Source organism: Shewanella sp. 10N.286.48.B5 (assembly GCF_002874355.2).
GTDB lineage: Bacteria > Pseudomonadota > Gammaproteobacteria > Enterobacterales > Shewanellaceae > Shewanella.
The window spans coordinates 3,264,523-3,289,620 of the sequence record NZ_MCVG02000001.1 but is presented as its reverse complement, the minus strand read 5'-3'; the positions used below and the strand labels follow the sequence as shown (position 1 = coordinate 3,289,620).

Sequence of the window (25,098 nt, the reverse complement as noted above, 5' to 3'; positions counted from 1 at the left end):
ACGCTAGTCCTTTCTTTAATCCTTGCTCAGCTGGCTAATAGCGGCTTGCATTGCAAACTCATAGCCCTGAATGCCTAAGCCGCAAATTACCCCGACCGCTTTATCTGATAAATAAGAATGATGTCTAAAAGGCTCGCGAGCATGAACATTTGAAATATGGACTTCAATAAACGGAATATTCACCCCAAGCAGTGCATCGCGCAGGGCGACACTGGTGTGGGTAAAGGCGGCAGGATTGATCACAATAAACTTGGCATCAGTGGCATGAATCGCATTGATAAGTGCATGTTCGGCATTAGACTGGATATGATCAAAGTCTAATTCGGCACCATGGGCTTGAGACTGACACTTTGCCACAATGGTGTCTAAGTTATCGCTGCCATAAAGGCCTGGCTCACGACGGCCTAATAAATTTAAATTAGGGCCATTAACTAGTAAAATCTTGGCTTTGGGCGTCATGCACTTTCCTTAAAATTGCTACTGATGAGTATTGATAATACCGAATAAGGTTAATTTATCATGTAATTATTGCCATAAGTGGATAAATTTTCATGGCTGTATTAAGGCGAGTTTGAAAACGATTGCAGCTTAATAATCAGATTTGTTTTTTCGTAGCGCTTTCGTAGCGCCGCGCTGCTTTTTGGCATCGACTCTGCGGCGTTGACTGCCTTTAGTTGCTTTGGTGGCAATACGTTTTTTTTGCACTATACCGACACTTTTTACTAGCTCAATAAACTGCTCTAATGCCAGCTGACGATTAAAATCTTGGCTGCGGCTTTGTTGGCATTTTATGATCACTTTACCGCTCTTAGTAATGCGATGATCGGCTTTGGCCAATAGCTTTTGCTGATAAAACTCAGGTAGCGATGACTGACGTATGTCAAAAATAATCTGCGCTGCAGTGGAAACTTTATTAATGTGCTGCCCACCAGCGCCGCTTGAACGGATAAATTGCCATTCAATTTCATTATCTTCGATGCTGACGCTGTTGGTTATCTTGATCATTATATGATTCTACTTTTTACCATTTACTTGGGTCTATTTAAGGGGGCTGATTCGAGTTTATTGTTTGTTACCACTTGAGTTTAACAAACTTTTGTTTAGTACTGCGGATAAGATTTGTTACTATCAATAATTATCTAGAAACTAGGCCACATTGACCGTTTGGAGTTGCTTTATGTTGTGCCAAATCCCCGATATCGCTAAAGGCGTTATTAGCTTATTCGTTAGTGGGCGTTTATCTACCCAAGACTATCGCACTCAACTACAACCTTTAATCACAGACTATCGCGAGCAAACTGGTAAGGTTTTCTTATACATAGAGGCGGACGTGTTACTTGAAGGTTGGGATGTCAGCTCCTTGTCTGGGGGCGATAAAGTGCAATTACCCCATTTTGATGCATTAGTGTTTGTCGGCGGCCCTGACTGGGTTGGTAATGCGGTAAATTTACTCGGCCCTTTTATGCAGGGCGAAGTGGCATGGTTTCCACTTGAACAAAAGCAGCAAGCCATAGCTTGGCTACAACAATAATTATATTTGGTTAATTATCTCAAGGAAGTAGAAAATATGTCAGTGACACAATCATATTCAAAAATCGCCGCTGTATTAAGCGCAGGTTTATTAATTATCGGTCTAAGTGCCTGTTCACCAGAAGTAGGCAGTGAGGCGTGGTGTAAGCAAATGAAAGAAAAACCTAGCGGTGATTGGACTGCTAATGAAGCGGCTGATTATGCGAAGCATTGTGTATTTTAATTGATTTTTTAGCATGATAATTTGTGATCTAAGTATTGCTTGATGAATTTAATGGTCGCGAGTGGTGAACTTTCAGTTACACTCGCAGTCATATTTACCGATTCAGTTACACAACTTAATCGCTAAGATTTAATCACTCAGAACCACTAAGGTACGCTTTGCACTCATTGGTCGTTATTCAAAAATATGCCAAGTATATGATCGCCGTTATGTTACTGCAGTTTTTCAGTACTAACTTTGGCGGGCATCAACTGCATCTTGGAGAAAGCGAACAAGAAGACGTAAATCATTCACATTTGGTTTTTTCTGCCCCAGTAGATATTTGTGATAAGAATGATGTTGATAGTTTATTTGCCGTAGCAGACCATCAACATGCGACCAATGATAATACTCAAAACCAAAGCTATGAGCTTTGTTTAGATTGTCAGTGTCACGGTGGTTCAGCCACTGCCATTGGCATTGTGGCTAATCTGCTGCCAAGTATTCCCTTTTCTGAATCACCAAAAACCTTCATTGAAGATTACTTACCGCCTGAATCTCGTCTAAGTTACCGCCCCCCTATCGCATAAATCCTTTTTGATTTTTATGTGATTAATATTATTTCTCACCATTATCTAATTTGTATCAATTCAGCTCAGTAGTGCCATCTAGTCTTTATTGGCTAAATGAGAAACTGTGTATGTGTCTGTCGCTTTTAGCAGTACTAACACACTGAACTTAGATAATTTTTTACTGAAAAATATTAATCGTAAATTTGACAATAGCGTTTCAGTTAATACTGAAATCTAGGATTTATGATGAGAAAAACCCTCATTGCGACTGCAATTGCGATACCGCTATTTGCAGCTAACGCGCATAGTTCGACACCTGATGTCGACAAAAATATTGGCTCTAATGGGAGTCTCGCGGCACTAACGCAATCACAAACAGCAGTTCATTCAAGTGTGAATGTGTGGCTCCCCGAGTTAATGACGCAATTTGAGCAACTGCCTGAGGTGAGAGCCCAGAAAGTGTTGATGAAGCAAACTAAGCTGGCGTTAACTTCGGCAGATAATGCCATTTATAATCCAGAGCTTGGCTTGGATTATCAAAACGCCCCCGGTGATGACACTTACTCAATCGCAGTGAGTCAAACCATTGATTGGAGTGATAAACGCGGTGAAGCGGTTCGAGTGGCACAGTTAGAATCTGAAATGGTGCTAGCGTCAATTGAACTTAACCGCAGTCAGTTATTATCGCAGCAGTTACTGGCATTGGCTAACCTACAACAGAATCAGAAATTGTTGGCATTTAATCAGCAGCAATTTGATTCAGCCCAAAGGCAATTAGCGCTTGCTAAACAGCGTGCTGAAGTGGGCGATATCTCAATGGTTGAGCTGCAACTGATGCAATTGGATGTGGCCAATAATGCTGCTGACTTAGCGATTGCAGAGCAAGAAATGCTCAACGCAGAAACTGCCGTTTATGGCCTATTAGGGCCAATATTATTTTCAAACCCATCTCAATCTGCTGAAGTCATGACCCATAATTTACTGAATATTGACTACCTTGCCTTAGCTAAAATTCCGAGTTTTCAATCGGTATCGCCGCAATTGCCAGCATTAAAAAGTGCTTATCAACAAGTGATGCTCACCAAGCTGACAGTAAACCAAATGAAAGCTGATCTCGCTGAAGACCCAAGCATTAGCTTAAGTGCTGAGCGCGAAGGCAGTGACAATAAGTTTGCTGTTGGTGTCTCAATTCCATTGCAAATTCGCAATAACTACAGTGATGCAATCGCCACCGCCAGCGAAGATATTAGCATCGCAGAGCAAGCTTATTTAGTGGAAGAGCGACTCATGCAGCAGCAATGGATGCAATTTAATCGAGCGGTGCCGCGGTTGTTACAACGATATCAGCAGTGGGAGGATTTGGTGCAAAAATCAGGTCAGGCTGCATCCTCTGCTTTATCGACGCAATGGCGTAGTGGCGATATTGCCACCAGCGACTATTTGCAAAGTCAGCAGCAAATGAGCAGTAGCTACATTGCCGGCTTAAGGCTGGAGGCAAGCTTGTATGAAAATTGGCTTGCTTGGATGGGCAATAGTGGTCAGCTTGAGCAAATATTGCGTGAGCAATTGACCTCAAGGGATATGACCCAATCACTAAAAATAGCCAATTAAACCCACTATATTAGTTACTGAATATTAAGCATTCTTATGTTGTTGATTGACGTTTATGAACCGATAAACAGTCGCAAATGAACGCTATCGCAAAGCGTTATCAATAACCGCTTTTATATCAGTAAACCCCCGCAATAACTGCGGGACACATAGGTAATAAAGATGAAAAATATGCAACTAAATCCTTCTACACAGGCGATTTATCAATTTAAATCGGATGACATAAGTGCGACCTACTCAAACCGTCTCAAAGGTGGTTTTTTAAGAAGTATTAGCTTTGGGTTATTGATGGCTGTGACTGTTGGTATGGCTGTTGGTATGAGCGGATGTGTTTACGCTAATACGGATGCTGCACAGGCAAATATCCACAGCAGTGAAGAGCATGCTGCAGAAGCTCATGTGACAGAAGAGCAGGCTCCTGAAAATAATGAACCCCAAGATGAAAAAGGCGTAACTGAGACAGCTGCAGCTCTAGTCGAAAAAAGTAATGACACAGTCGATGATCACAGTGATGAAGCGCTGGTATTAAGCGAACAGCAACAACAACTTGCTGGTATTAATGTTGTCAGCCTCAGTGCTGGCACGTTTAATTTAGATGATGTTGCTACTGCCACATTGATTGTCGATCGCGATCGCACCATGACCATAGCGCCGCAATTAGATGTCAGAGTATTAAAGCGCCACGTCGTACCGGGGCAAGAAGTGACTCTAGGACAAGTACTGTTGACCTTAGGGGGGGTCGCAGTTGCGCAAGCTCAGGCTGATTATATTACAGCGGCCGCTGAGTTGAGCCGAGTAAATCGCATGAATAAGAATACCGTAACGGCCAGTCGGCGCTTACTGGCTCAAGTTCAAGCCGAGTTAACCCGAGCAAACCTTGAAGCAATTAAAATGTCGCCTGAACAGATAGTGGCGTTAACTTCAAAGCCGAGTGAAATAGGTAGTTTCAAATTACTGGCACCCATTAGTGGCCGTGTTCAACAAGATGTCGCCATGTTAGGGCAAGTATCTGCAGGCGGTGCGCCATTAATGCAGTTAACTGATGAGTCGCACTTATGGGTTGAAGCGCAACTGTCAGCTATACAAGCTGATGGTATTGAATCTGGCGATAAAGCCATGGTAAAGGTGGGCAAGGTCTCGATTGAAGGCACGATTATTGGTCGTTCGCATGAACTCAACCCGATTACACGTACCGAGCAAGTGCTTGTCAGTATCAATAATACTGAGTACGGCTTGCATGCAGGGCAATTTGCCGAATTATATTTACCTAATGCGCTTAATGGCGGTGTGGTGTTACCCGACGCAGCACTAACTCGCGGCGGTGATGGAGATTGGCAGGTGTTTATTCAAGTTGAGGATGGCTTTGAAGCGGTAGAAGTTGAAGTCGTTGAACGTCAACGTGGCATGAACATGGTTACCGGACTGGCACCAAACAGTCAGGTAGTGATTAGCGGTGCTTTCCTGTTGGCATCTGAATTGGCGAAAGCCGGTTTTGATATCCACAACCACTAGGAAGGAATAAGCCATGTTAGCTAAATTGATAGAGTCTGCCATCCGTAACCGATTGCTTGTCGGCTTAGCCTTGCTATGTATCGCTGTAGCCAGTGCGTTTATGTTACCCAAACTCAATCTCGATGCTTTTCCGGATGTCACCAATGTACAAGTCACTGTCAATACCGCGGCTGAAGGTTTGGCGGCAGAAGAAGTTGAAAAACTGATCAGTTACCCGGTTGAATCGGCAATGTATGCCTTGCCTGCAGTGACTGAAGTGAGGTCATTATCTCGCACCGGTTTGTCGATAGTGACAGTGGTATTTGCTGAAGGCACCGATATTTACTTTGCTCGTCAGCAAGTGTTTGAACAACTGCAAGCTGCCCGTGAAATGATCCCAGACGGCGTCGGGGTGCCAGAAATTGGCCCTAATACGTCAGGGCTAGGGCAGATATATCAATATATTTTGCGTGCAACACCAGAGTCAGGTGTCGACGCTGCAGAGCTTCGTAGTCTTAATGATTACTTAGTCAAATTGATCATGATGCCAGTGAGTGGTGTCACTGAAGTGTTATCTTTTGGCGGTGATGTTCGTCAATATCAAGTACAAATTGATCCCAATAAATTGCTCAGTTATGGCCTGACAATGCAGCAAGTCACCGATGCATTAGAAAGCAATAACCGTAATGCGGGCGGCTGGTTTATGGATCAAGGTCAGGAACAGCTAGTTGTTCGTGGCTACGGTTTATTGCCTGCTGGTGATGCAGGGCTTAAAGCCATTGGCCAAATTTCATTAACCGAAGTCAGCGGCACGCCTGTACGGGTAGCAGATATTGCGACAGTGGCTTATGGCAGTGAAATTCGTGTTGGCGCCGTGACTATGACTAGAAAGCAAGATGATAAAGTCGAAGTCTTGGGTGAAGTGGTCGCGGGTGTCGTACTTAAGCGCATGGGCGCAAATACTAAAGCGACCATTGATGATATCAGTGACAGAGTGGCCTTAATTGAACAATCGCTACCGGAAGGCGTATCGTTTGAGGTGTTTTACGATCAATCTGATCTGGTTAAACAAGCAGTGACGACCGTGGTGAATGCTTTATTAATGGCATTTTTCTTTATTGTCATCATCTTAGCGTTATTTCTAGTCAACATCAGAGCGACCTTACTGGTATTACTGTCTATCCCGATCTCTATTGGTATGGCACTACTTATCATGTCGTATTACGGCATGTCTGCTAACTTGATGTCTTTGGGCGGTTTAGCTGTTGCCATCGGGATGTTAGTTGATGGCTCAGTGGTGATGGTTGAGAATATTTTCAAGCATTTAACCAGAAAGGAAGGCACCTTAGCGGATGGATCAAATACTGATTCCAAAACGACTGACTTAACATCTACCGTTGCCAAAGTGATGAAAGCAGCTAAAGAAGTATGTAGCCCAATCTTCTTTGCTACTGCGATTATCATTGTGGTATTTGCTCCGTTATTTGCACTTGAGGGGGTAGAAGGTAAATTATTCCAGCCAATGGCGGTAAGTATCATTCTGGCGATGATTTCAGCCTTGTTAGTGGCATTAATAGCCGTACCCGCGATGGCGGTATATCTATTTAATCGTGGCGTTACCATCAAAAAAAGCGTGGTTTTAGCGCCGATTGAAGCAGGTTACCGTAAATTACTCGCATCAATCATGAATCGTCCAGTGACAGTGATGGGCACCGCCGTGGTGTTGTTTATTGCCAGCATGATGTTAGTGCCACGTTTAGGCACAGAGTTTGTCCCTGAACTTGAAGAAGGCACCATCAACTTACGTGTCACGCTTGCGCCAACGGCAAGTCTAGGGACATCGCTCGACATTGCTCCTAAAATTGAAGCCATGCTAATGGACTTTCCTGAGGTGGAATATGCGCTAAGTCGTATTGGCGCACCTGAGCTAGGCGGCGATCCTGAACCAGTGAGTAACATTGAAATATACATTGGCTTAAAGCCCGTCAGTGAATGGCAAAGCGCCAGCGATCGCTTTGAGCTACAACATTTGATGGAAGAAAAGCTGAGTATCTTCCCTGGATTATTGTTTACTTTCTCACAGCCTATTGCCACCCGCGTTGATGAATTATTGTCAGGGGTTAAAGCGCAATTAGCCATTAAGATTTTTGGTCCAGATTTAGATGTGCTATCTGAAAAAGGTCAACAACTTACTGAGCTTGTCAGTGCTATTCCTGGCGCTGTAGATGTATCACTTGAGCAAGTCAGTGGTGAAGCGCAATTGGTTATTAGGCCACTTCGCGATCAACTGGCTCGATATGGGTTAAGTGTCGATCAAGTGATGAACCTTGTTAGCCAAGGTATTGGTGGTGTGAGTGCTGGCCAAGTGATTGATGGTAATGCACGCTACGATATTAACGTACGTTTAGCGAAAGAGTACCGTAGCTCACCTGATGTATTAGGTAATTTGATCATGATGGGCGTAAATGGCACCCAAGTGAGATTAGGGGAAGTGGCTGAAGTGGGCGTTGAAATGGCGCCACCGAATATTCGCCGTGATGATGTGCAAAGACGTGTTGTGGTACAAGCAAACGTTTCGGGTCGTGATATGGGTTCAGTGGTTAATGATATCTATGCCATTGTGCCGCAAGCTGAATTGCCTGCAGGCTATACCGTTGTCGTTGGCGGTCAATATGAAAACCAACAACGCGCGCAACAAAAATTGATGTTAGTGGTGCCAATATCAATTGGCCTAATTGCCTTGTTATTGTTTTTCTCCTTTGGCTCGATCAAACAAGTCGCCTTGATTATGGCTAATGTGCCGTTAGCCTTGATTGGTGGTGTAGTAGCGCTTTATGTCACGGGCACTTATCTGTCTGTGCCTAGCTCTATCGGGTTTATCACCTTATTCGGCGTTGCGGTGCTAAACGGGGTGGTGCTGGTGGATTCGATTAACCAACGCCGGTTAACTGTTGAAGCTACTGACGGTGATGAAAGTCTATTTGATAGCGTCTATGAGGGCACTGTTGGTAGATTACGTCCGGTATTAATGACCGCGCTAACCTCTGCTTTAGGCTTAATTCCCATCTTGATCTCATCAGGTGTCGGCAGTGAAATTCAGCAACCCTTAGCGATAGTGATTATCGGCGGACTGTTTAGTTCAACCGCACTGACGCTGTTGGTATTACCGACTATGTATCAGTGGATCTATCGCAGAAAGTAGCCAGCTTTAAGTCAGGTAACAATTTTCCTGTATGGGTGTGAGTACTGTAACTACCAGTGTAGTTGCAGTGCTCCGGCTTCTCTATTGGTGATTAATCATCATCAATAAGGCGTTTATAAGCTCACTGAATCGACAAAACTGTCTCGTTTTAATTCATATATTTGGGTTGAACAAATATAAGTTTGCGTATTTGTTACTTTGACTAAGGCAGGGTAAAGTGGAAGGGAATAATCTATTTCGTTAAGGGAAGTAATGAAAAAAGTAATTATGCTAGCGTCATTGGTCGCACTTTGTGGCTGCAGTGCTGATAAGCCTCAAGAAGTGGAAATTAACTCAGCCGCTAATTCTGCCATTAACTCAGCCGCTAACTCGGACATTAATTCAGACATGAACAAGGCTAGTAACAAGAGTACCAGTAAGGAAAGTGAGGCAAACCCCGCGACGTTAAATGCTGTCGATACAGTAAGCCTGACAGAACCCCTGACTGCCAACATTGAAACTGAAAAACAGAAAAAGATCAACGCTTTATCTACAGCTCAAACTTCTGCAGCAGGTGAGCCATCTCAGTATTCTGTGGCAATCAATAATGAAAAATTTATTACGGATAATGTGGTTATCAAAACCGGTCAGTCACTGTTTAATATGCAAATGAATGACTACGGCGTTGTGAAAGGCTCTTTTGTTATTATCTCAACTGTCACTCCGCAGTGGCTTGAAAGCGACTTTTCTATAGATAACATAGCTAAAGAAACCTATCGACTTGCTCCCCATTCTGCTGATGAAGATTTGTATGCTTGGTATAAACAGTTAGCCAAAGATGTGCGATTTAGCGTGGTTGAGTTAGAGGTCGACTATAGTGGCAAAGCTCATGTTCCGGAGTTTTAAATGCTAATTTTTAAATACGAGTTTTAAAATACGACAGTAAATAAGATTTTAAATCAGCGAACAAATAAAAAAGCCACAACAAGTTGTTGTGGCTTTTAGCATTTATTAATCCTTATTTACGGCGACGAAGCGCTGCAAATGGTAATAATATCAATCCTAACCAACCCATAGAGCCACCACCAAAAGGTGATTTAGCTTTTGGGGTCTCTGTTACAACTGGAATGTCACTAACCGTCACAGATATAGGTGTTACTACATCAGCTACACCATCATTTACAGTCAATGTAAACTCAAGTGTTTCAGAACCAGAGTCAATTAATGGTGCTGTAAAGCTTAATTCAGCCGTATCTGTAGTGGTGAATGTTACTGCAGTACCAGCGGTTTGTTCCCACACATAGGTTAAAGTATCTGCAGCATTAGCATCAATTGCTGTCGCAGTGAAGGTCACTTCTTCACCTTCATTAACTTCTGCGGCATTTGCCATGACCGAGACGCTTGGTAAACGGTTTTCACACGCGTAAGTGTCACCTGCGACTACATCTGAGAAAATGCTCGTTTGGATATTGCTAAAGGTTATATCATCAATATACCAACCTGCAGCAAATCCTGAGAATGGGTCAGGGACAACGGCTGAGTCAGTGGCTACGCGGAATCTAAACTGTACTTGGTTACCGTTGAGTGATTCACCAAAGTTAATGGTTTCAAAACCCCAGTTTATACCTGAGTACATGTCACGGTCAGCAATAGCTGCTTCTGTATATTCAAGGCCAGTATCCGTATAACCGTCGCCTTCAAATGTGGCGCCAGCCTCGATAACATCTACCCAGTCACCACCATTGATACTGACTTCAACTACTGCGCCATCGAAACCTTCTTCTAAATTATATAAATGCCAGAAACTAACGGTGTAATCCCCTGCGAAACCCACAGTCATTGGGCGAGTTTCATAGGCGACATCTGAAGTAAAGCTATTGCCTGTTGCTGAGATGAGCCCATCGAACTCATCCCATTGATCTAAACCGAAAGTGCCACCAGCCATATCACCGCCAGCCATCACATTCTCGCTAAAGTCATTCAACCTAGAAAGGGTGTTAAGATCTTCGTATTGCTCTGTACCCGTTAACTCGCGAGTTTCGAAGTCGACGTTAACCGTTGTTGATAGCATATATTCATCAGCTTCAGCTCCCTCGGCAACATCAGGTACAAATTTCAGTACTAGCTCTTCGCCTGTTCCTGCGTTATCTAGGGTAAATTCTAATGGTGAACTGGTTGCTGAGCCAAATAGCGCAATATCATCAAAGCTAATAACTCCTTCATTGGCGAAGGTGACAGTATGATCACTTTCAACCATAACAGTCCCTGTCAGGCCTGCTAATGCTTCAGTACCATTATTCTGAATAGTGAAGCTAATGGTGCCAGTTTCACCCTTATCAAGAATGTTATCGCTTGAACAATATCCTGACATCAAGCCTTCGTAGTTGGCATTGAGCATGTGTTCACTTACTGCGTAAGTGGCTAACTCAGTTTCATATGACTCAACAACACCTGCGTGGTCGGTGGAGAAACGGCTTGGTGACTTCGCGCCGACACCCATTCCGCGTCTAGCGAAAGCGGCTAAGATCACTTTATAATCTTCAATATCGTTAGCATAGGCTGCAGCAAGGAGTGCATCACGACCTTCGGTAAAGGTTGGCGCCATTGGCATCATTTTATAACCGGCAACTAAGTAGTCTTTCATCAAGCTCTTAGCTTCGTCGAAGGTATGACGTTCATCGTTAACTAAGCCGATAAATGAATCCCACAACATTGCAGCGTAGACAGAGCCCGAACCATGGACTTGTGGATTTCTTTCAACATAAGCAAATGTCGATGGGTTAATGTCCATATTAGTTGAATATGGGAACTCACGGATACCGTTTACAAAGCTTGCTACATAAGTAGTATCGCCATATGCGCCAGCGTAATCCTCGTTACCTGCTACTAAGTTATCTGCAGCATCTGAGCCAAATAATAATGCATGGAAGTCACCAAAACCTTCACCCATAGAACGTGCTTGATTACTGCTTAAACCCGAACCATTACCGACTAAACGGTTACTGATGTAGTGCCCCCACTCATGGGCAACAATGGCGTTATCCCAAGAACTGTCTTTAAAGTTACGGGTTAGGTCATTCTTGAACATTTCAATAGAAACAGTTTCATTTGCATCTAAAAGCGCATATATAGCAGCGCCGTCACTGAAGTTAATACCCATGCTTGGAATTGTGACTGTATCGTCAGCTCCGCCCATTGGTGCAGGGGTACCATCATCGATGTTGTTGGCAATAATCACCGCCACTGCGCCAGCGTCTTGGGCATTTTTAACTTTCACGGTGAAGTTACACGCGCCGCGGTCAATAATGGCAATTTTACCAGCAATATCAGCGCCATTCACAGAAGCTTCACAGCCATCTCTAATTGGGTCAACACCATCTTCAATACGAACTAAATCGCCCGAGATCTCATAAACATCGGCACCAAAACTTGAAAATTGGACAATGTCTAATAAACCCAATGCAGCGTGAGAAGTGATGGTTAAACCATAATCAACGCCGTTTTCAGCTTGAGTGGTTTCCCATAAATACATCTGCATGCGTGGTGACGCACCATCAGCAGGGGTCGACATGTTAGCGTTATCAAAGCCTGAGTTATCTTGTACTTCTACATTGAGCGGATCGCCTTCAATACCACCTCGATCATAGTTTACTGCTTGGGCATTACCTGCTGCTTCATCAAAACCATGATCATAATAATCATTGTGTAAGTAGTTGTTCATGTAGAATAAATTAACAATAGCGGCTTTGCGGTTGTTTATTGAGTACTCAGGTTCATTGACATTGTATACATAATCAAATGTGTTAGCGCTGGTGGTTTCTGCTTGGTAATCACCATTGGTGAAGCCTTGAGGTGCTACAGCATCAACATAGGCATTCACATTGTTACCTGAGGTAGTTGTTGCATCATCTGCTAACCAAGGGTCCATTGTGCTAATTGGCCCGTGGCTTAAACCTACTAATGGTGCATCTAAGTAAGGTGCGGTTAGATAAGCGTCAACATCGCTGCCTTCTGGAGCTGGCATCACATTGCCGTGTGGGCTATCCCAAGGCTTGCCGTCAGCATCAGCGTAGATACGGTAATCAAAATCAGCGGCATGACTGGTTAAGTTTTTCGTAAATAGGACTTCACCGGTTTTAGCTGAAATGACGTAGCTGAAATACTCAGACTCACGGCTATCCACAGAGCCTGTTTCAATTTCGACGTAGTGGGCAGCAACTAAGTTGTTTTTATATTCAAAGAATACTTTCTTTGCGCGAGGTTCACCCACCAACACTTTATCATTAGCTGTGTTAGTCACGGCAAATGTTTCATATTTTCCATTCGAAGACTTTGAGGCTAGGGTTATTGCGTTACTGTTGCCACCCATTGCCTTAAATGCAGCGTTTATTGAATTGGCAGCATCACCAAATGCAGAGTCAGTATTCTTTAAAATAGAAGCTGCTGACTTAGTATTGGCTGAAGAACTAAAGTAACCAGAAGAAGCAACAAGGTTTAGTTCTCTGTCCATCATGACATTGAATTCACTGTTAAATACTTCAACACCGGCAATTTCTTGCTTATATTTAGCAATAATCGGGCCGCGACCCATATCATGAGTATTTGCTAGAACCGCTTGAGCCAGTCCTCTTTTAGCTGATGACATACCCGTTAATTGAGCCAAATAAAAATCGGCGGCATAAGCCGTTTTGTTGGCTGTTTTTAGGGCGCCTAAGTTTGGCGTAGACTGATTTTTACCAGCCCATTGGAATGTGGTTTTACCTAGCTGAGCATCAAATTGATTTTTCATACCGCTGACGGTCGCGGCATTTTCAATTTTATTATACTTTTTAACAAGTTGAGCTTTATCAAATGATTTATAGTTTGGTGCCTCGTTCAATTCAGTGCTTAAAGCACTAAATGACATACTTGAAAGAGTTGCACCAATAACGGTGGCTATTGCTGTTTTATTAAAGTTCATGTCTCATCCTTAATCCTTAAAATTTTTACGGCCCCTCTATAAACTGAGGGTGTACACTTTGTAACATAAGATAGGGATGTGTTAAATAATTGTTTTTTTTGCGGATTATCGGCTATATGTTTTTTGTGGGATTGGTGACTTGATTTAGATTTGTTACGCACGCATAGTGTTGTTTTAGTTGCAAAAAAAACTTTAATGCTCACGGGGGTAATAAATCATCTAACATAAATTTTTACTAAAATTTATGTTAAAAAATGGTAGGGTCGGGTTAGTGTAAAGTTTCTATTACTGGAACTAATGGAGCGATAAAGGAGCAGGGTGAGAGCATGAGTGTTTATTTTTTGCTCAAAGCTTTGCAACCAGCCATAAATACCTTCTCAAAATAGTCGATATTCATAGCTGCTATCTTTTGTTTCCGACGAATACTCGCCTTCTTTGTTGTTTCCGCACGCAACATGCTTAACGTTATATGCCTCATGCAGGCCAAATTCTCCGCCGGGATCTTTCAGCTTGCTAAAATGTTGAGAAAATGCGTCGGTACTCATGATTGCTACTCTAGAAAAAGAGAGCATATGATCACAGCTCAACCTTTAGGTCAAATCAGATTTTATTGTTCATAAAACGTTCGCGAACTCCCCATGGATAAAGGAGTCACTTGAAGGTGAATTAACATTGGCAATATTAGCTGGTGTGATGACTAAACTGACTGGCTAACCCAGTTAAGTCGCAAGTATTTTGTTTGTGATACCAATCTCACCGCGGCTAATGAAACTCATCATAAAATTGCTGAAGCAAGGCGCGATTGCCATTAAGTATTAATTTTAAAATTAATATTACCTCCACCTTATAAACTTAATACTAATTAATTATTGAGTTTATTAGTTCTGCTAGCAATTGATTATTAGTTATCTGCTATTTTATTGGTTTGATATATGACGTTCTATTTTTAATGAGTGTATGAATTGCTGTTTTTCTCATTTTTTGATCTGTCAATTAAAATCCTGTCTATTTAAGTTTGAATTAAGCTTTTATTAATGTTTATTTAACACTTGATGGCGTATTTGGTTTCAATGTATTAGTTATTGATTATTTTTTATTTTTTATTTTTTATTGGCGGCTACTTTTTAAAAGATAGATTCATGATTCATTCAAAGGTTTTTTATATAATAGTATTATCAATACCTCAAAAGTAGTATTGCTTTGATGCAAGGTTATTGTATTGGATTAGAACATTGTCACATTAATGATTTAAATAAATGTGAGTTTATATTTCCTGTGATATTACTTATTAAACTTTAATAAGTAAGTATTAAAGTTATAGCAATTGATGAATGCTAATAAATATAAATAAAGTTCCATTTGGAGTGATGATGAAATTACAAAAGCTAGCGCTAGCGGTGATGGTATCTGCAGTTTTTACAGGTACTGCAGTTGCTAAAGATGTTGATCTATACAAGAGTGAAAACTGGCAGCAAACCTTCCCTGAGCAATATAAAACTTGGGCTGAAACTGAGCAAAGCACACCAGCGTCTGGTGAACTTGACGATCTTTTAGCGGCTAACCCAAACCTAGTTTCAGCTTGGGCTGGCTATGGTTTTGCTAAAGACTATAACCGTGCTCGTGGTCATCACTATGCTTTGACCGATATTATCGAAACATTACGTGTAGGCCACCCTGTTGTTGGTCATGACGGCAAAGTGGTTGGTGAAGCAATGGCTGCTAGTTGTTGGTCATGTAAAACCCCTGATGTTGCTCGCATGTATGACGAAGTAGGTGAAGGTAAATTCTCTGACAATGCTTGGTCAACTTGGGGTCATGAAATGTCTAACACAATCGGCTGTGCTGATTGTCATGAGTTAGGTAAAGAAGAGCTTAGATTGAGCCGTCCGTATGCCGATCGTGCGATGAAAACAATTGGTAAAGATTTCGCTAAGCAAGATTCAATCATGCAAGCTAGCCAAACATGTGCTCAGTGTCATGTTGAATACTATTTTGATGGCACTGATAGCAAAAAAGTGAAATACCCAATGGATTACTGGGTACCAGGCGTTGAAACTGATTACAAAAAGTTTGTTAATTACACAGGTACTGACGGTTTATATGTAGGTTTTGCTGCTGAAGCACAACTTGCGTATTTTGACCAACGCGGCTTTAAAGATTGGACCAACGCAGTATCTGGTGCGCCAATGATTAAAGCGCAGCATCCAGAATTTGAAAACATGTTAGATAGAACAGAACATGCAATGGATGACCATTTAGAGTTTGGTTGTACCACTTGTCATATGCCGAAAGCGACTAACGCTAAAGGCGCTGAATTCTCTAACCATAAAGTGACTTTTGAAGCTGATAAATTGCCAGCAGACTGTCAATCTTGTCATGAAGCCGGTGACTTTAAAGAGATCCTTGATGAGCGTAAAGCTGAGATCACTAAGTTACGTTTCGATGCTAATGGCACCGACCCACGGTTAACTGAAGTACACTTTAAAGCACAAGCTATTTGGGCTGCTAATGGCATTAAAGGCCTAGAAGCTGGTCAAACTATTCCACAAGCAAAAGGCAACTATGAAGCTGCACTTAAAGCGAAAACACCATTAGCCGGTGAAATGAATAGCTTACTGACTAAAGTCAGAAATGCGCAATGGTTCTGGGATAGTGCAACAGCATCTCACGGTATTCATGCGCATAACCCGACTGAAGCAGTACGTTTGCTTGAAAAATCTAATAGCATTTTAGATGCAGCATTGACTGAAGCTAATGCATTACTAGCCAAGTACGCACCTAGCTACAAGTATGATGCGACTAAGTACGACACTAAAGCGAAGGTACAACCTTTAGTGGGTCTTGACTTAGAAGCAATGCAAGCGTCTAAAGAAATATTCTTAGATAAGCGCGTTAAAAAAGAATGGCCAGCAGAGCTTAAGTAAGCTCGCTAGTTGATTGAAATGAAATAGACTTTCCATACTGTTTATTTAAATTCAATCACAGTACAGGTAGCCATTAAAACCAATGCCAGTCGATGTAAATCGACTGGCATTTTTGTTTTGATTTACATCACTTTATTGTCGCTTAAGCAGCATTTTCACTTACTGGCATGTTGGCCATAGTCTCCATTCACGAATATAGCTGTTCAAAAAAACTGCAAATAAGGTGTTGCTTAATTAGGATTACGATTGTAATCTTAATTGGAGATTACAACCGTAATCCTAATGTTTGAAGCAAACTTTATTGAAAGAAGCAGTATTTCAAACATCTTTTATCCAACACTGCATTGAAAAAACAGTATTGAAAAAATAGCATCGAAAACAAATAGCATTGGAAGTAAACGATGAAAGACATCAGCAATAGCGAACTATTAGTCCTTAAACAACTTTGGCAACGGGCACCTTTAACATCAACTGAAGTGGTTGATGCTCTGGCATTAAGTCATGACATGCATGAAAAAACCGTTAAAACCTTAATTAACCGCTTAGTAAAAAAGCAGGCGATTAGTTTTGAGAAGCAAGGTCGGGTTTACCATTATTCACCATTGATTGTTGAGCATGACTACACAGCTAAAGAGTCCGAATCATTTGTTGAACGTATGTTCTCTGGCAAGTTAACCCCTTTAGTGGCGGGTTTTGCAAAGAACAATAAGTTATCAGCTGAAGATGTTGCTGAATTAAAGTCATTACTTGATGATTGGCAGCAGGAGCAAAAATGATGCTGAATTGGTTTATGGAACAAACCGTAATATTAACGCTATTTTGTTTACCGATGATGGTGTTTCATCGGGTTATTTTGGCAAAAATCGGTGCCCATTATACTTATGTGTTATGGAGTTCAGTGCCGATACTATTGCTAATTTCAGTAGGTCAGCTGTGGTTTCCTGAGGGCTTTATGCACCTAAAGCTTTCATGGTTGTCATTGCCTGAGCCTGCTGCAGTCATGCAGCATTATCAAGTGCTTGCCACTGATACTATCAAGCTATCTTCTATGCTCATTAGCTCACTGTATCTCGACTACTTATACATCGCGATTATGAGCTTGTTATTATTGAGTATGGTGTACCAACAGACTCAATTTAATCCCATTGTGGCCTCAGCGGTTAAAGTCGCTGAAACCAATAAGGGGGTTGATATATTGGCTCATGAATCCGTTCAGTCTCCAATGCTGGTGGGGTTATTGTCACCTTGTATTCTGGTGCCGTTAAATTTCAAATCATTAGATATTAATCAACAGCAAGCAATCATCGCTCATGAAGCGTTCCATCATCAGCGTAAAGACTTATGGTGCAATGTCATTGGTTGTAGCGTGCTATTGATGTTCTGGTTTAATCCGTTGATGTGGTTTGCTTACAGGCGTTTTAGACATGACCAAGAGTTGTCGTGTGATGCTCAAGTAACATCAGAAATGGATAAAAATAATAAAATTGCCTATAGCCATGCGCTATTGGCCTACTCGCAACATGTTCCTTTGAGCATGTTACACACTCACTATGGAGATAAAACCATCTTAAAAGAAAGGATTATACAGATGAAAAAACAGCACGGAAAAAACACACTCGTCATCATGGGGATCACCCTAGCATTAGGTATCAGTGGATTAATAATAAACCAGCAAGTTCATGCCGGTTCACAAGCTAAGCAAGCGGAGACACATGTTGTCCCTACAATGCGTATAGACCCTATTTATCCTGCTAAAGCGGCAACTGCAGGGCTCAATGGCTATGTGCAACTGGAGTTTGATATTAGTCAATCCGGTAAAGTGTCGAATGTTGCAGTGATTAAGTCATCTCCTACAGGTGTATTTGACCAATCAGCTAAAGATGCCTTATCACAATGGGTTTATAACGAATCAGAAAATGGCGTTAAAAATGCACAAGTGCAGCTTGATTTTGTCATCCATGAGCCTGCTGCAGATGTAGAGCGCATTAAAGTGAACTAATGATAAGTGTCAGCAATACTCGTTTTTTTGAGTATTAACTGAGAGGTTTAGCTTGATCACCTAAACCTGAATTGATCATAAATTAGCATGTGATATATAGGTTGTTGGTTAAGATAAGGCTTATTTATTATCCCCATCATGATGGCTTACACTGATTTACTTAACCCTGATGCCGGTTTAATGGCGTTTACGTTTGCCATAGTGCAAACCGCGACCTTTATTGTCGTGATAGCCATTTCGATAGAAGGTTATCTATTACGACCGCTTAAACCGATTGAGCGAGTGCTGGCAATAGCCGTGGTACCTTGGGTATTGTTTAACCCGTTAAGTACTGGCTTTGTGGGCGTATTAGTGATTTTAGGTCTGATTGGCGTGCAGTGGAAAACACGTGCTGTGGTAGCGGCTTAAATCGAAATAATAGCGAACCAGTTTATTCTAAAATACTGTTATTAAGCAGTATTTTTAGGCTATTTTAATAAATCGGTTTGTTGTGTATCTTGCGTTTAATTTTTATTCCAACCTCAAATCTGCTTAGGGTAGTAACAATTGTCTAATTGAATGATGACTATATTGATAATTCAATTATTAATGATAAAACGTCACTTATTCAACTCAAAAAACAGACTTTTTCAACTCCAAAAAACACACCACAAGACACCTAGGTAAAATAATTGTTAATAATGTGACAATAAAAAGTAACTCAAACCGCTCGGTAAGTCTCTGTTTTTATTATCTATTAATATTTATATCATATTAGTGAAATTTCACTGTCATTTTAACGCAGTCTTTTTGTCATTTTTGCGGGTTAGTTTGTCGTCCATTGAAACAACTTAACTCGCTTACACCCGTCTTCGGAGATGACAATGGAACTGAAAAAAATGTTTAAACTTAGTGCTGTATCAGCTGCGCTTTCTGCAACCTTATTACTTGCGGGCTGTGGTGGCGATATCAATATTGATACGGGTTCACAAGAGCCGACTAACCCTACAAATCCAACGGATCCAACCACACCGACTGAAACGGACCAACAACTTGCTTACGGCGGCTTTGCAGAAAAAAGCACTACGATAGCGGCTATCGATGGTAAAGAAGTGTGGGTGTTAACAGGCACACTGGCACCTTCTACTGCAGCTTCAACAGTAAAGGTAGGTGGTCAAGATGGCGCGAACATCATTTTAGGAAACGATGTGGTGTGGATGCTTGATGGTGCAGTTATCGCTGGCGGCGATAAAGCTGACTCGGTTGAATTATCAATTATGGCTGGCACTAAAATTATTGGTGGTAGCGAGTCTTATTTAGTCATTAGCCGTGATTCAAAAATTATGGCCGAAGGCACAGCTGACGCGCCAATCGTATTTACTTCCCTTGAAGCGGCGCTAGGCCAAACTGGCGAAGCGGGTCAATGGGGCGGCTTAGTAGTTTTAGGTAACGCACCTGTTAACTCATGCCCTGATTTAACCAGTTGTGATGCTGCATTTGAAGTGGGTAACCACAACTACGGTGGTGATAACACTGAAGATAACTCAGGTGTTATTCAGTATGTTCGGGTTGAGTTTGGTGGCTTTAAAATCAACGACACCCAAGAAATGAACGGTATTAGTTTCGCGGCAGTTGGCGCAGGTACAACTGTTGATCATATCCAAATTCATAAAAATAACGATGACGGTGTTGAGTTTTGGGGCGGTAACGTTTCGCTTTCACATGTGGTGTTAACTGAAAACTTTGATGACTCTCTAGATTGGACTAACGGTTGGCAAGGTAGTGCCCAGCACGTTTATATCCGTCAAGAGGATAACGGTTCAAACCGTGGTATCGAAGGTGACAGCAACAGCAGCGCTGATGCTGAACCACAGTCTATGCCTACATTAGCTAACTTCACCATTGAAGTGGCTAACGGCACTAACAGTGGTGGTGATGACGCTGAAGGTATTTTACTGCGCAAAGGCACGGCTGTTAACGCATACAACATGCTGGTTAAAGGCGATGTTGATTCTGGCGAATGTTTAGAAATCAATGACGACAATACAGTTGATACCGCTGAAGCTGGCAACTTAAACATGCAAAACAGCTTAATCGATTGTGTTGAGCCGTTTAAGAGTGCCAAGGTTGATGCTGATAAAGGTTACACCAAAGCTTACGACGTTGAAGCTTGGTTTATGGCCCAAGAAGGTAACTTAGCCGGTGCTGCAGATTTATCAGGGTATATGCCTAATTCATCTTCTGTTGCTTTAACTGGCGGCGCAGCTGATTTAGCTAACATGGATGACCGTTTAGATGATGCCCAATATATCGGCGCATTTAATGGCAGCACTGACTGGACGGAAGGCTGGACCACGGCCATTCATGAAGATGCAGCGCCTGCACCAACTGAATTACCAGTTTTAACATCTTGCCCTGTAGGCACAACTTCAGAAGATGTGGTTGCAGGCCTTTATAAAGATGACAGCGTGACTTTAGTCTGTTCAATCGAAGGTAACATCACCACCAATACAACACTGCTTGCTGGTCAAAACGTGATGTACAAAGTAGATGGCGGCGCGGTGATTGTAGGTGGTGATAACGCAGACTCTGCAACACTGGCAATTCAAGCGGGTACGCAATTATTTGCGACCGACAACAGCTACATCGCCATTAGCCGTGGCTCTAAAATCATGGCCCAAGGCAGTGCTGAGCATCCAATCGTTATGACCTCTCAGCAAGATGTAATAGCTGGCGCAGAAGGTGAGCGTGGTCAGTGGGGCGGTTTAGTTATTCTGGGTAATGGCGAAACCAACAAGTGTCCTGATAAAGACAACTGTGATGTGTCATTTGAAGTGGGCGACTTCCCATACGGCGGTAATGACAATGCTGATAACAGCGGTCAAATCAGCTATGTGGTAGTCAAATACGCCGGCTTTAAAGTCAATGATACCCAAGAAATGAACGGCATCTCATTTGCGGCAGTGGGCAGTGGAACCCAAGTTGACCATATTCAAGTCCATGCAAATGGCGATGATGGTGTTGAGTTTTGGGGCGGTGCAGTCAATCTTAAATATGTTTACCTAACGGATAACTTTGATGACAGCTTAGATTGGACTAACGGCTGGCAGGGTAAAGCACAGTACGTGTATATCACCCATGAAGATGGTCAAGCTAACCGTGGTATTGAAGGCGATAGTCATAAAGGCACTGACGACACGCCGATTTCAAACCCAACTATCTCTAACGTAACAATTCTTCCTGGTGCTGATATTGAAAATGCCAGTGGCGATAAAGGCGAAGGCATCATTCTTCGTGTTGCTACTCGTGCATCAATTCACAACCTATTGATTCAAGGTCGCAAAGGTGCAACTTCTGAGACTGAATCAGGTGAGTGTTTAGAACTAGACGGTACTTACGCAGGTCTTGTTACCAACGTTAACGATGAAACATTAGTGATGTCTCACTCTGTTATCGACTGTAACGAGCCATTCAAATACAGCTCTGACAACACAGATACAACCGATGCGGTAGACACGCAGGCCTGGTTCTTAGCTCAAACAGGTAACTCTGCTCAAGAAGTGACGTTAACTAATGGCATGCCTGCTGGCACTGACACTGTGTTATTGGGTACGGGTCTTGATATGAGTACGACTGACACCTTCTTCGAATCAACTGATTATATCGGTGCATTCGATGGCCAAACTGATTGGCGTGAAGGTTGGGCTTTTATTAAATAAAAGCGAGTAGTAAACCTTAGGCATCGGGGAGTGAGTACTCCTCGATGCTGCTTAAAGTCCGATTAGATAATCAAAATAGTTAGTTAAATTTACATTAATTGTCACCGGTGTATCACATCTTAGTGGCGCGACCTGAACTGTGTACAGGATTGAAAAACGTTATGAAAACCAAGCCGAGTTTTATCGCTAATAAGCTAAGCCTAGCTGTTGTTACTGCTATTTCTGCAGCTTCTCTTTTTGCAACACTACCAGCTTACTCGGAAGAGACACCAGCTTATGATCCTGGTGAAGATTTCCCTATTGAAGTCATTGCGGTAACTGGGCGTTTACGTAGCTCTGCCTCAGAAGCGATGGAAGAGCGCCGTGAGCAACCCGCCGTGGTTGATATTATGGGCGCAGACCAGATTTCTCGCACCGGAGATAGTGATGCCGCCGCCGCGCTTCGACGTGTTACCGGATTAACCCTGAAGGATGGCAAGTTCATTTATGTACGTGGTTTAGGTGAGCGCTATTCTAGTACATCATTAAATGGTGCGGTTGTACCATCGCCAGACCCTACCCGTAATGTGGTACCGCTGGATATGTTCCCAGCCTCTATCATTGAATCTTTATCAGTACAAAAATCCAGTTCAGCCAGCACGCCAGCTGCATTTGGCGGTGGTCATGTTGATATTCGTACTAAATCTATTCCTGCAGACTTTTTCTTTAAAGCGTCAATAGGTGGCCGTTATAACACTAATGATAGCGATGACACTTATACCTATAACGGTGGCGGCGATGATTGGACTGGCCAAGATGATGGCACTCGGGCAATGCCAAACAGCATTAACGAGGTGACCAATCAATATGGCGGAATTAGCCCCATTGATATTGTTACTGGTTCAAATGGCACAATTGATTTTGCCAGTGCTCAAGCCATTAACCGTGGTTTAGCCAATGATATGTATCGCGACATGACGGTATTTACTGAAAGTACGGACCCTGGAGTTCGCGGTAATATCGCCATTGGCGATCGCTGGGACTTAAGCGATGACATCATTTTCGGGATGATGGCAGCAGGCTCATATAAACAACAAGCTGAAAACTACACCAAGCGCGAAGTTGAGCTAGATGGTGATGAGAACAAGGTACAAATCGAAAACTCAAAAGACGTCATGGGCACCGATTCAATTGTACAAATGTCAGGCATGGTTAACTTAGGTTTAGAAATTGGTTACGACCATAAAATTCAAACCTTCTCGACTTATTTACGTGATACATCTGATGATGTTTCAGTGGCCATCGAAGAAACCATTGATACCATCGCCGAGCCTAATGCACTGCAGGTTTATGATATTGCTTATGAAGAACGTAACCTTATCAGCAATCAAATTCAAGGTGAGCATTTCTTTGAATATCTGTGGGATTTAGAAGCCAACTGGATGTATTCAAACGCCAGATCAAAGCGCTATGCACCGAGCGAATTATCTTACACTTACAATGTAATACTTGATGATGCTGATAGCATTACTAGCCGTAACTTAAATACCCAAGATGCGCCTAAATATGTTTATAGCCGCCTTGATGATAATACCGAAAACTACAAATTTGATTTAACCCTACCCTTTGAGTTTGGCATGAACGTGCTAAAAATCAGTGGTGGTTATGAGTACTTTGAACGTACCCGTGAAAGCTATGCCACGCGATTGGGATTTGATGTCGGCTTAAGCCCAACAGACCCCAATGGCGATATTCTAGCGGGTGACTTTGACAATATATTTTCTGATGACAACATTGCCAATGACACGCTTGATTTAGAATTAAAAGACGCCTCAACCGACACCGAAGATTATGTCGCCGCTGAAATGATAGACGCCGGTTTTGTCAATTTTGATGTGGATTTTGATGATGTATGGCGCTTAACCGCAGGTGTGCGTTATGAAGATTTTCGCCGCGTGACATTGCCATTAACCCCAGATGGTGAGGTTTCAGATGAAGGTGGTCGTTACGATATTGAAGATTATGCTATCGCAGAAGACGGCTGGTTTCCTTCATTGGCATTAACCTGGAAATCATCAGATGAAAGCCAATGGCGCTTTGGTGCCAGTAAAACCTTGGTTCGCCCAGACTTACGTGAAGTGGCGCCAGTGCGGTTTCAAGACCCAATTACCGGTTTTGATTTCTTCGGTAACCCAGAACTTGAAAGCTCAGATATCTATAACCTAGATGTACGCTGGGAATACTACTCAGAAGATGGCGCAAACTTAAGTGTTGGTGGCTTTTATAAAGACGTTGCAGCACCCATAGAAGCGATTCAACGTATCTCAGAAGCGGGTCGTCAGCTTAAGTTTTACAACGCTGAGTCAGGTTATATCTACGGTATCGAAACTGAGTTTTTACATGACTTAGGCTTTATTGGCAGCAATGGTAGTGTTTGGGAAGACTTTTTCGTAGCGGGTAACTTAACCCTAAGTGACTCAGAAATTGAAATTGCCAGTAATGGTGAAATTGACCCAACCAATAATAAGCGCCGCATGACAGGCCATTCTGAGTGGGTTGCCAACATGCAGTTAAGCTTTGATTCGTCTAATGAGTCTCACAGTGCAACCTTAGTGTATAACGTGTTTGGTGAGCGTATTGCTTATGGTGGCCGTGGTGGTTTAGATGATGTGTACGAGCAACCCTTTCACAGCTTAGATTTTAGCTATAGCTTTTTACCTACTGAAAGCTTTGGGGTGAAATTTAAAGTGAAAAATATCCTAGGTGAAACCACCGAATACGACCAACAAGATGTGGTGGTATACGCGAAAGAGCCTGGCACAGAATTCACTCTGCAATTTGATTATCAATACTAATATTGATAATGAGTTCGCGATTAACAGAGTGACAACAGGTACTGGTTTTTAGCATTTTTACCTCATCCTTTAAATGCTAAAAGCCAAGTGCACAGT

General features: G+C 42.3%; 16 protein-coding genes and 1 pseudogene. 13 read left to right on the top strand and 4 right to left on the bottom strand.

Features of this window, described 5'->3' with window-relative positions:
• Window positions 1–15: 15 nt before the first annotated feature.
• Together aroQ and arfB are read right to left on the bottom strand one after the other, a co-directional pair.
• Entirely contained in the window at window positions 16–459 is a 444-nt protein-coding gene (aroQ, locus tag BCU57_RS14050) for a type II 3-dehydroquinate dehydratase (protein WP_076538836.1), read from the bottom strand.
• A gap of 129 nt (window positions 460–588) precedes the next feature.
• Window positions 589–1,005, bottom strand: coding sequence for an alternative ribosome rescue aminoacyl-tRNA hydrolase ArfB (arfB, locus tag BCU57_RS14045; protein ID WP_076538839.1), 417 nt, complete (start codon window positions 1,003–1,005; stop codon window positions 589–591).
• Between the two features lie 172 nt (window positions 1,006–1,177).
• On the opposite strand from arfB, the gene BCU57_RS14040 reads away from it, so the two are divergent.
• The 7 genes from BCU57_RS14040 to BCU57_RS14010 all read left to right on the top strand — a co-directional run bounded on the left by BCU57_RS14040 (window position 1,178) and on the right by BCU57_RS14010 (window position 9,493).
• Window positions 1,178–1,531, top strand: coding sequence for an STAS/SEC14 domain-containing protein (locus BCU57_RS14040; RefSeq protein ID WP_102437635.1), 354 nt, complete (start codon window positions 1,178–1,180; stop codon window positions 1,529–1,531).
• A gap of 36 nt (window positions 1,532–1,567) precedes the next feature.
• Complete coding sequence (locus BCU57_RS14035) at window positions 1,568–1,753, top strand: DUF3012 domain-containing protein (RefSeq protein ID WP_102437637.1); 186 nt, start codon at window positions 1,568–1,570, stop codon at window positions 1,751–1,753.
• A 158-nt stretch (window positions 1,754–1,911) separates the two neighbouring features.
• Window positions 1,912–2,322, top strand: a complete 411-nt coding sequence (locus BCU57_RS14030; protein ID WP_241903494.1) for a hypothetical protein — start codon at window positions 1,912–1,914, stop codon at window positions 2,320–2,322.
• Between the two features lie 225 nt (window positions 2,323–2,547).
• Entirely contained in the window at window positions 2,548–3,915 is a 1,368-nt protein-coding gene (locus BCU57_RS14025) for a TolC family protein (RefSeq protein WP_241903495.1), read from the top strand.
• Window positions 3,916–4,077: 162 nt separating this feature from the next.
• Window positions 4,078–5,427 carry an efflux RND transporter periplasmic adaptor subunit gene (locus BCU57_RS14020; protein ID WP_241903496.1) on the top strand — a complete coding sequence of 450 codons (1,350 nt, stop codon included), beginning with the start codon at window positions 4,078–4,080 and terminating at the stop codon, window positions 5,425–5,427.
• Between the two features lie 13 nt (window positions 5,428–5,440).
• The gene (locus BCU57_RS14015) at window positions 5,441–8,608 is read left to right on the top strand and encodes an efflux RND transporter permease subunit (protein ID WP_102437641.1); all 3,168 of its coding nucleotides are present in this window, start codon (window positions 5,441–5,443) and stop codon (window positions 8,606–8,608) included.
• Between the two features lie 252 nt (window positions 8,609–8,860).
• Window positions 8,861–9,493: a hypothetical protein gene (locus BCU57_RS14010; protein WP_102437643.1), complete on the top strand. Its 633-nt coding sequence runs from the start codon at window positions 8,861–8,863 to the stop codon at window positions 9,491–9,493.
• Between the two features lie 112 nt (window positions 9,494–9,605).
• Here the strand turns inward: BCU57_RS14010 and BCU57_RS14005 are convergent, their stop codons facing one another.
• Together BCU57_RS14005 and BCU57_RS14000 are read right to left on the bottom strand one after the other, a co-directional pair.
• Window positions 9,606–13,547, bottom strand: coding sequence for a rhombosortase-dependent M36 family metallopeptidase (locus BCU57_RS14005; RefSeq protein ID WP_102437645.1), 3,942 nt, complete (start codon window positions 13,545–13,547; stop codon window positions 9,606–9,608).
• 334 nt (window positions 13,548–13,881) lie between these two features.
• Window positions 13,882–14,043 (bottom strand): annotated as a pseudogene (locus BCU57_RS14000) (ISAs1 family transposase); the annotation flags it as partial.
• Between the two features lie 871 nt (window positions 14,044–14,914).
• On the opposite strand from BCU57_RS14000, the gene BCU57_RS13995 reads away from it, so the two are divergent.
• The 6 genes from BCU57_RS13995 (at window position 14,915) to BCU57_RS13970 (ending at window position 25,002) form a co-directional block, all read left to right on the top strand.
• A complete protein-coding gene (locus BCU57_RS13995) occupies window positions 14,915–16,471 on the top strand; it encodes an ammonia-forming cytochrome c nitrite reductase subunit c552 (protein WP_241903461.1) in 1,557 nt (518 codons plus the stop codon).
• Window positions 16,472–16,872: 401 nt separating this feature from the next.
• On the top strand, window positions 16,873–17,247 hold the full coding sequence (locus BCU57_RS13990) for a BlaI/MecI/CopY family transcriptional regulator (RefSeq protein WP_102436565.1): 375 nt from the start codon (window positions 16,873–16,875) through the stop codon (window positions 17,245–17,247).
• Window positions 17,244–18,470 (top strand): TonB family protein, encoded by a 1,227-nt coding sequence (locus BCU57_RS13985; RefSeq protein ID WP_241903462.1) that lies wholly within the window; start codon window positions 17,244–17,246, stop codon window positions 18,468–18,470. The genes BCU57_RS13990 and BCU57_RS13985 overlap by 4 nt, the downstream gene beginning before the upstream one ends.
• A 138-nt stretch (window positions 18,471–18,608) precedes the next feature.
• Window positions 18,609–18,878 carry a hypothetical protein gene (locus tag BCU57_RS13980; protein WP_102436567.1) on the top strand — a complete coding sequence of 90 codons (270 nt, stop codon included), beginning with the start codon at window positions 18,609–18,611 and terminating at the stop codon, window positions 18,876–18,878.
• A 455-nt stretch (window positions 18,879–19,333) separates the two neighbouring features.
• On the top strand, window positions 19,334–22,168 hold the full coding sequence (locus tag BCU57_RS13975; protein ID WP_102436569.1) for a hypothetical protein: 2,835 nt from the start codon (window positions 19,334–19,336) through the stop codon (window positions 22,166–22,168).
• A 161-nt stretch (window positions 22,169–22,329) separates the two neighbouring features.
• Complete coding sequence (locus BCU57_RS13970) at window positions 22,330–25,002, top strand: TonB-dependent receptor domain-containing protein (RefSeq protein ID WP_102436571.1); 2,673 nt, start codon at window positions 22,330–22,332, stop codon at window positions 25,000–25,002.
• Window positions 25,003–25,098 lie beyond the last annotated feature (96 nt).

Coding starts and splice junctions, on each gene's coding strand:
- BCU57_RS14010 (WP_102437643.1), top strand. CDS start 8,861: ATGAAAAAAGTAATTATGCTAGCGTCATTGGTCGCACTTTGTGGCTGC.
- BCU57_RS13990 (WP_102436565.1), top strand. CDS start 16,873: ATGAAAGACATCAGCAATAGCGAACTATTAGTCCTTAAACAACTTTGG.
- BCU57_RS13980 (WP_102436567.1), top strand. CDS start 18,609: ATGATGGCTTACACTGATTTACTTAACCCTGATGCCGGTTTAATGGCG.
- BCU57_RS13995 (WP_241903461.1), top strand. CDS start 14,915: ATGATGAAATTACAAAAGCTAGCGCTAGCGGTGATGGTATCTGCAGTT.
- BCU57_RS13970 (WP_102436571.1), top strand. CDS start 22,330: ATGAAAACCAAGCCGAGTTTTATCGCTAATAAGCTAAGCCTAGCTGTT.
- BCU57_RS14005 (WP_102437645.1), bottom strand. CDS start 13,547: ATGAACTTTAATAAAACAGCAATAGCCACCGTTATTGGTGCAACTCTT.
- BCU57_RS13975 (WP_102436569.1), top strand. CDS start 19,334: ATGGAACTGAAAAAAATGTTTAAACTTAGTGCTGTATCAGCTGCGCTT.
- BCU57_RS14025 (WP_241903495.1), top strand. CDS start 2,548: ATGATGAGAAAAACCCTCATTGCGACTGCAATTGCGATACCGCTATTT.
- arfB (WP_076538839.1), bottom strand. CDS start 1,005: ATGATCAAGATAACCAACAGCGTCAGCATCGAAGATAATGAAATTGAA.
- BCU57_RS14015 (WP_102437641.1), top strand. CDS start 5,441: ATGTTAGCTAAATTGATAGAGTCTGCCATCCGTAACCGATTGCTTGTC.
- BCU57_RS14020 (WP_241903496.1), top strand. CDS start 4,078: ATGAAAAATATGCAACTAAATCCTTCTACACAGGCGATTTATCAATTT.
- BCU57_RS14040 (WP_102437635.1), top strand. CDS start 1,178: ATGTTGTGCCAAATCCCCGATATCGCTAAAGGCGTTATTAGCTTATTC.
- BCU57_RS14035 (WP_102437637.1), top strand. CDS start 1,568: ATGTCAGTGACACAATCATATTCAAAAATCGCCGCTGTATTAAGCGCA.
- aroQ (WP_076538836.1), bottom strand. CDS start 459: ATGACGCCCAAAGCCAAGATTTTACTAGTTAATGGCCCTAATTTAAAT.
- BCU57_RS13985 (WP_241903462.1), top strand. CDS start 17,244: ATGATGCTGAATTGGTTTATGGAACAAACCGTAATATTAACGCTATTT.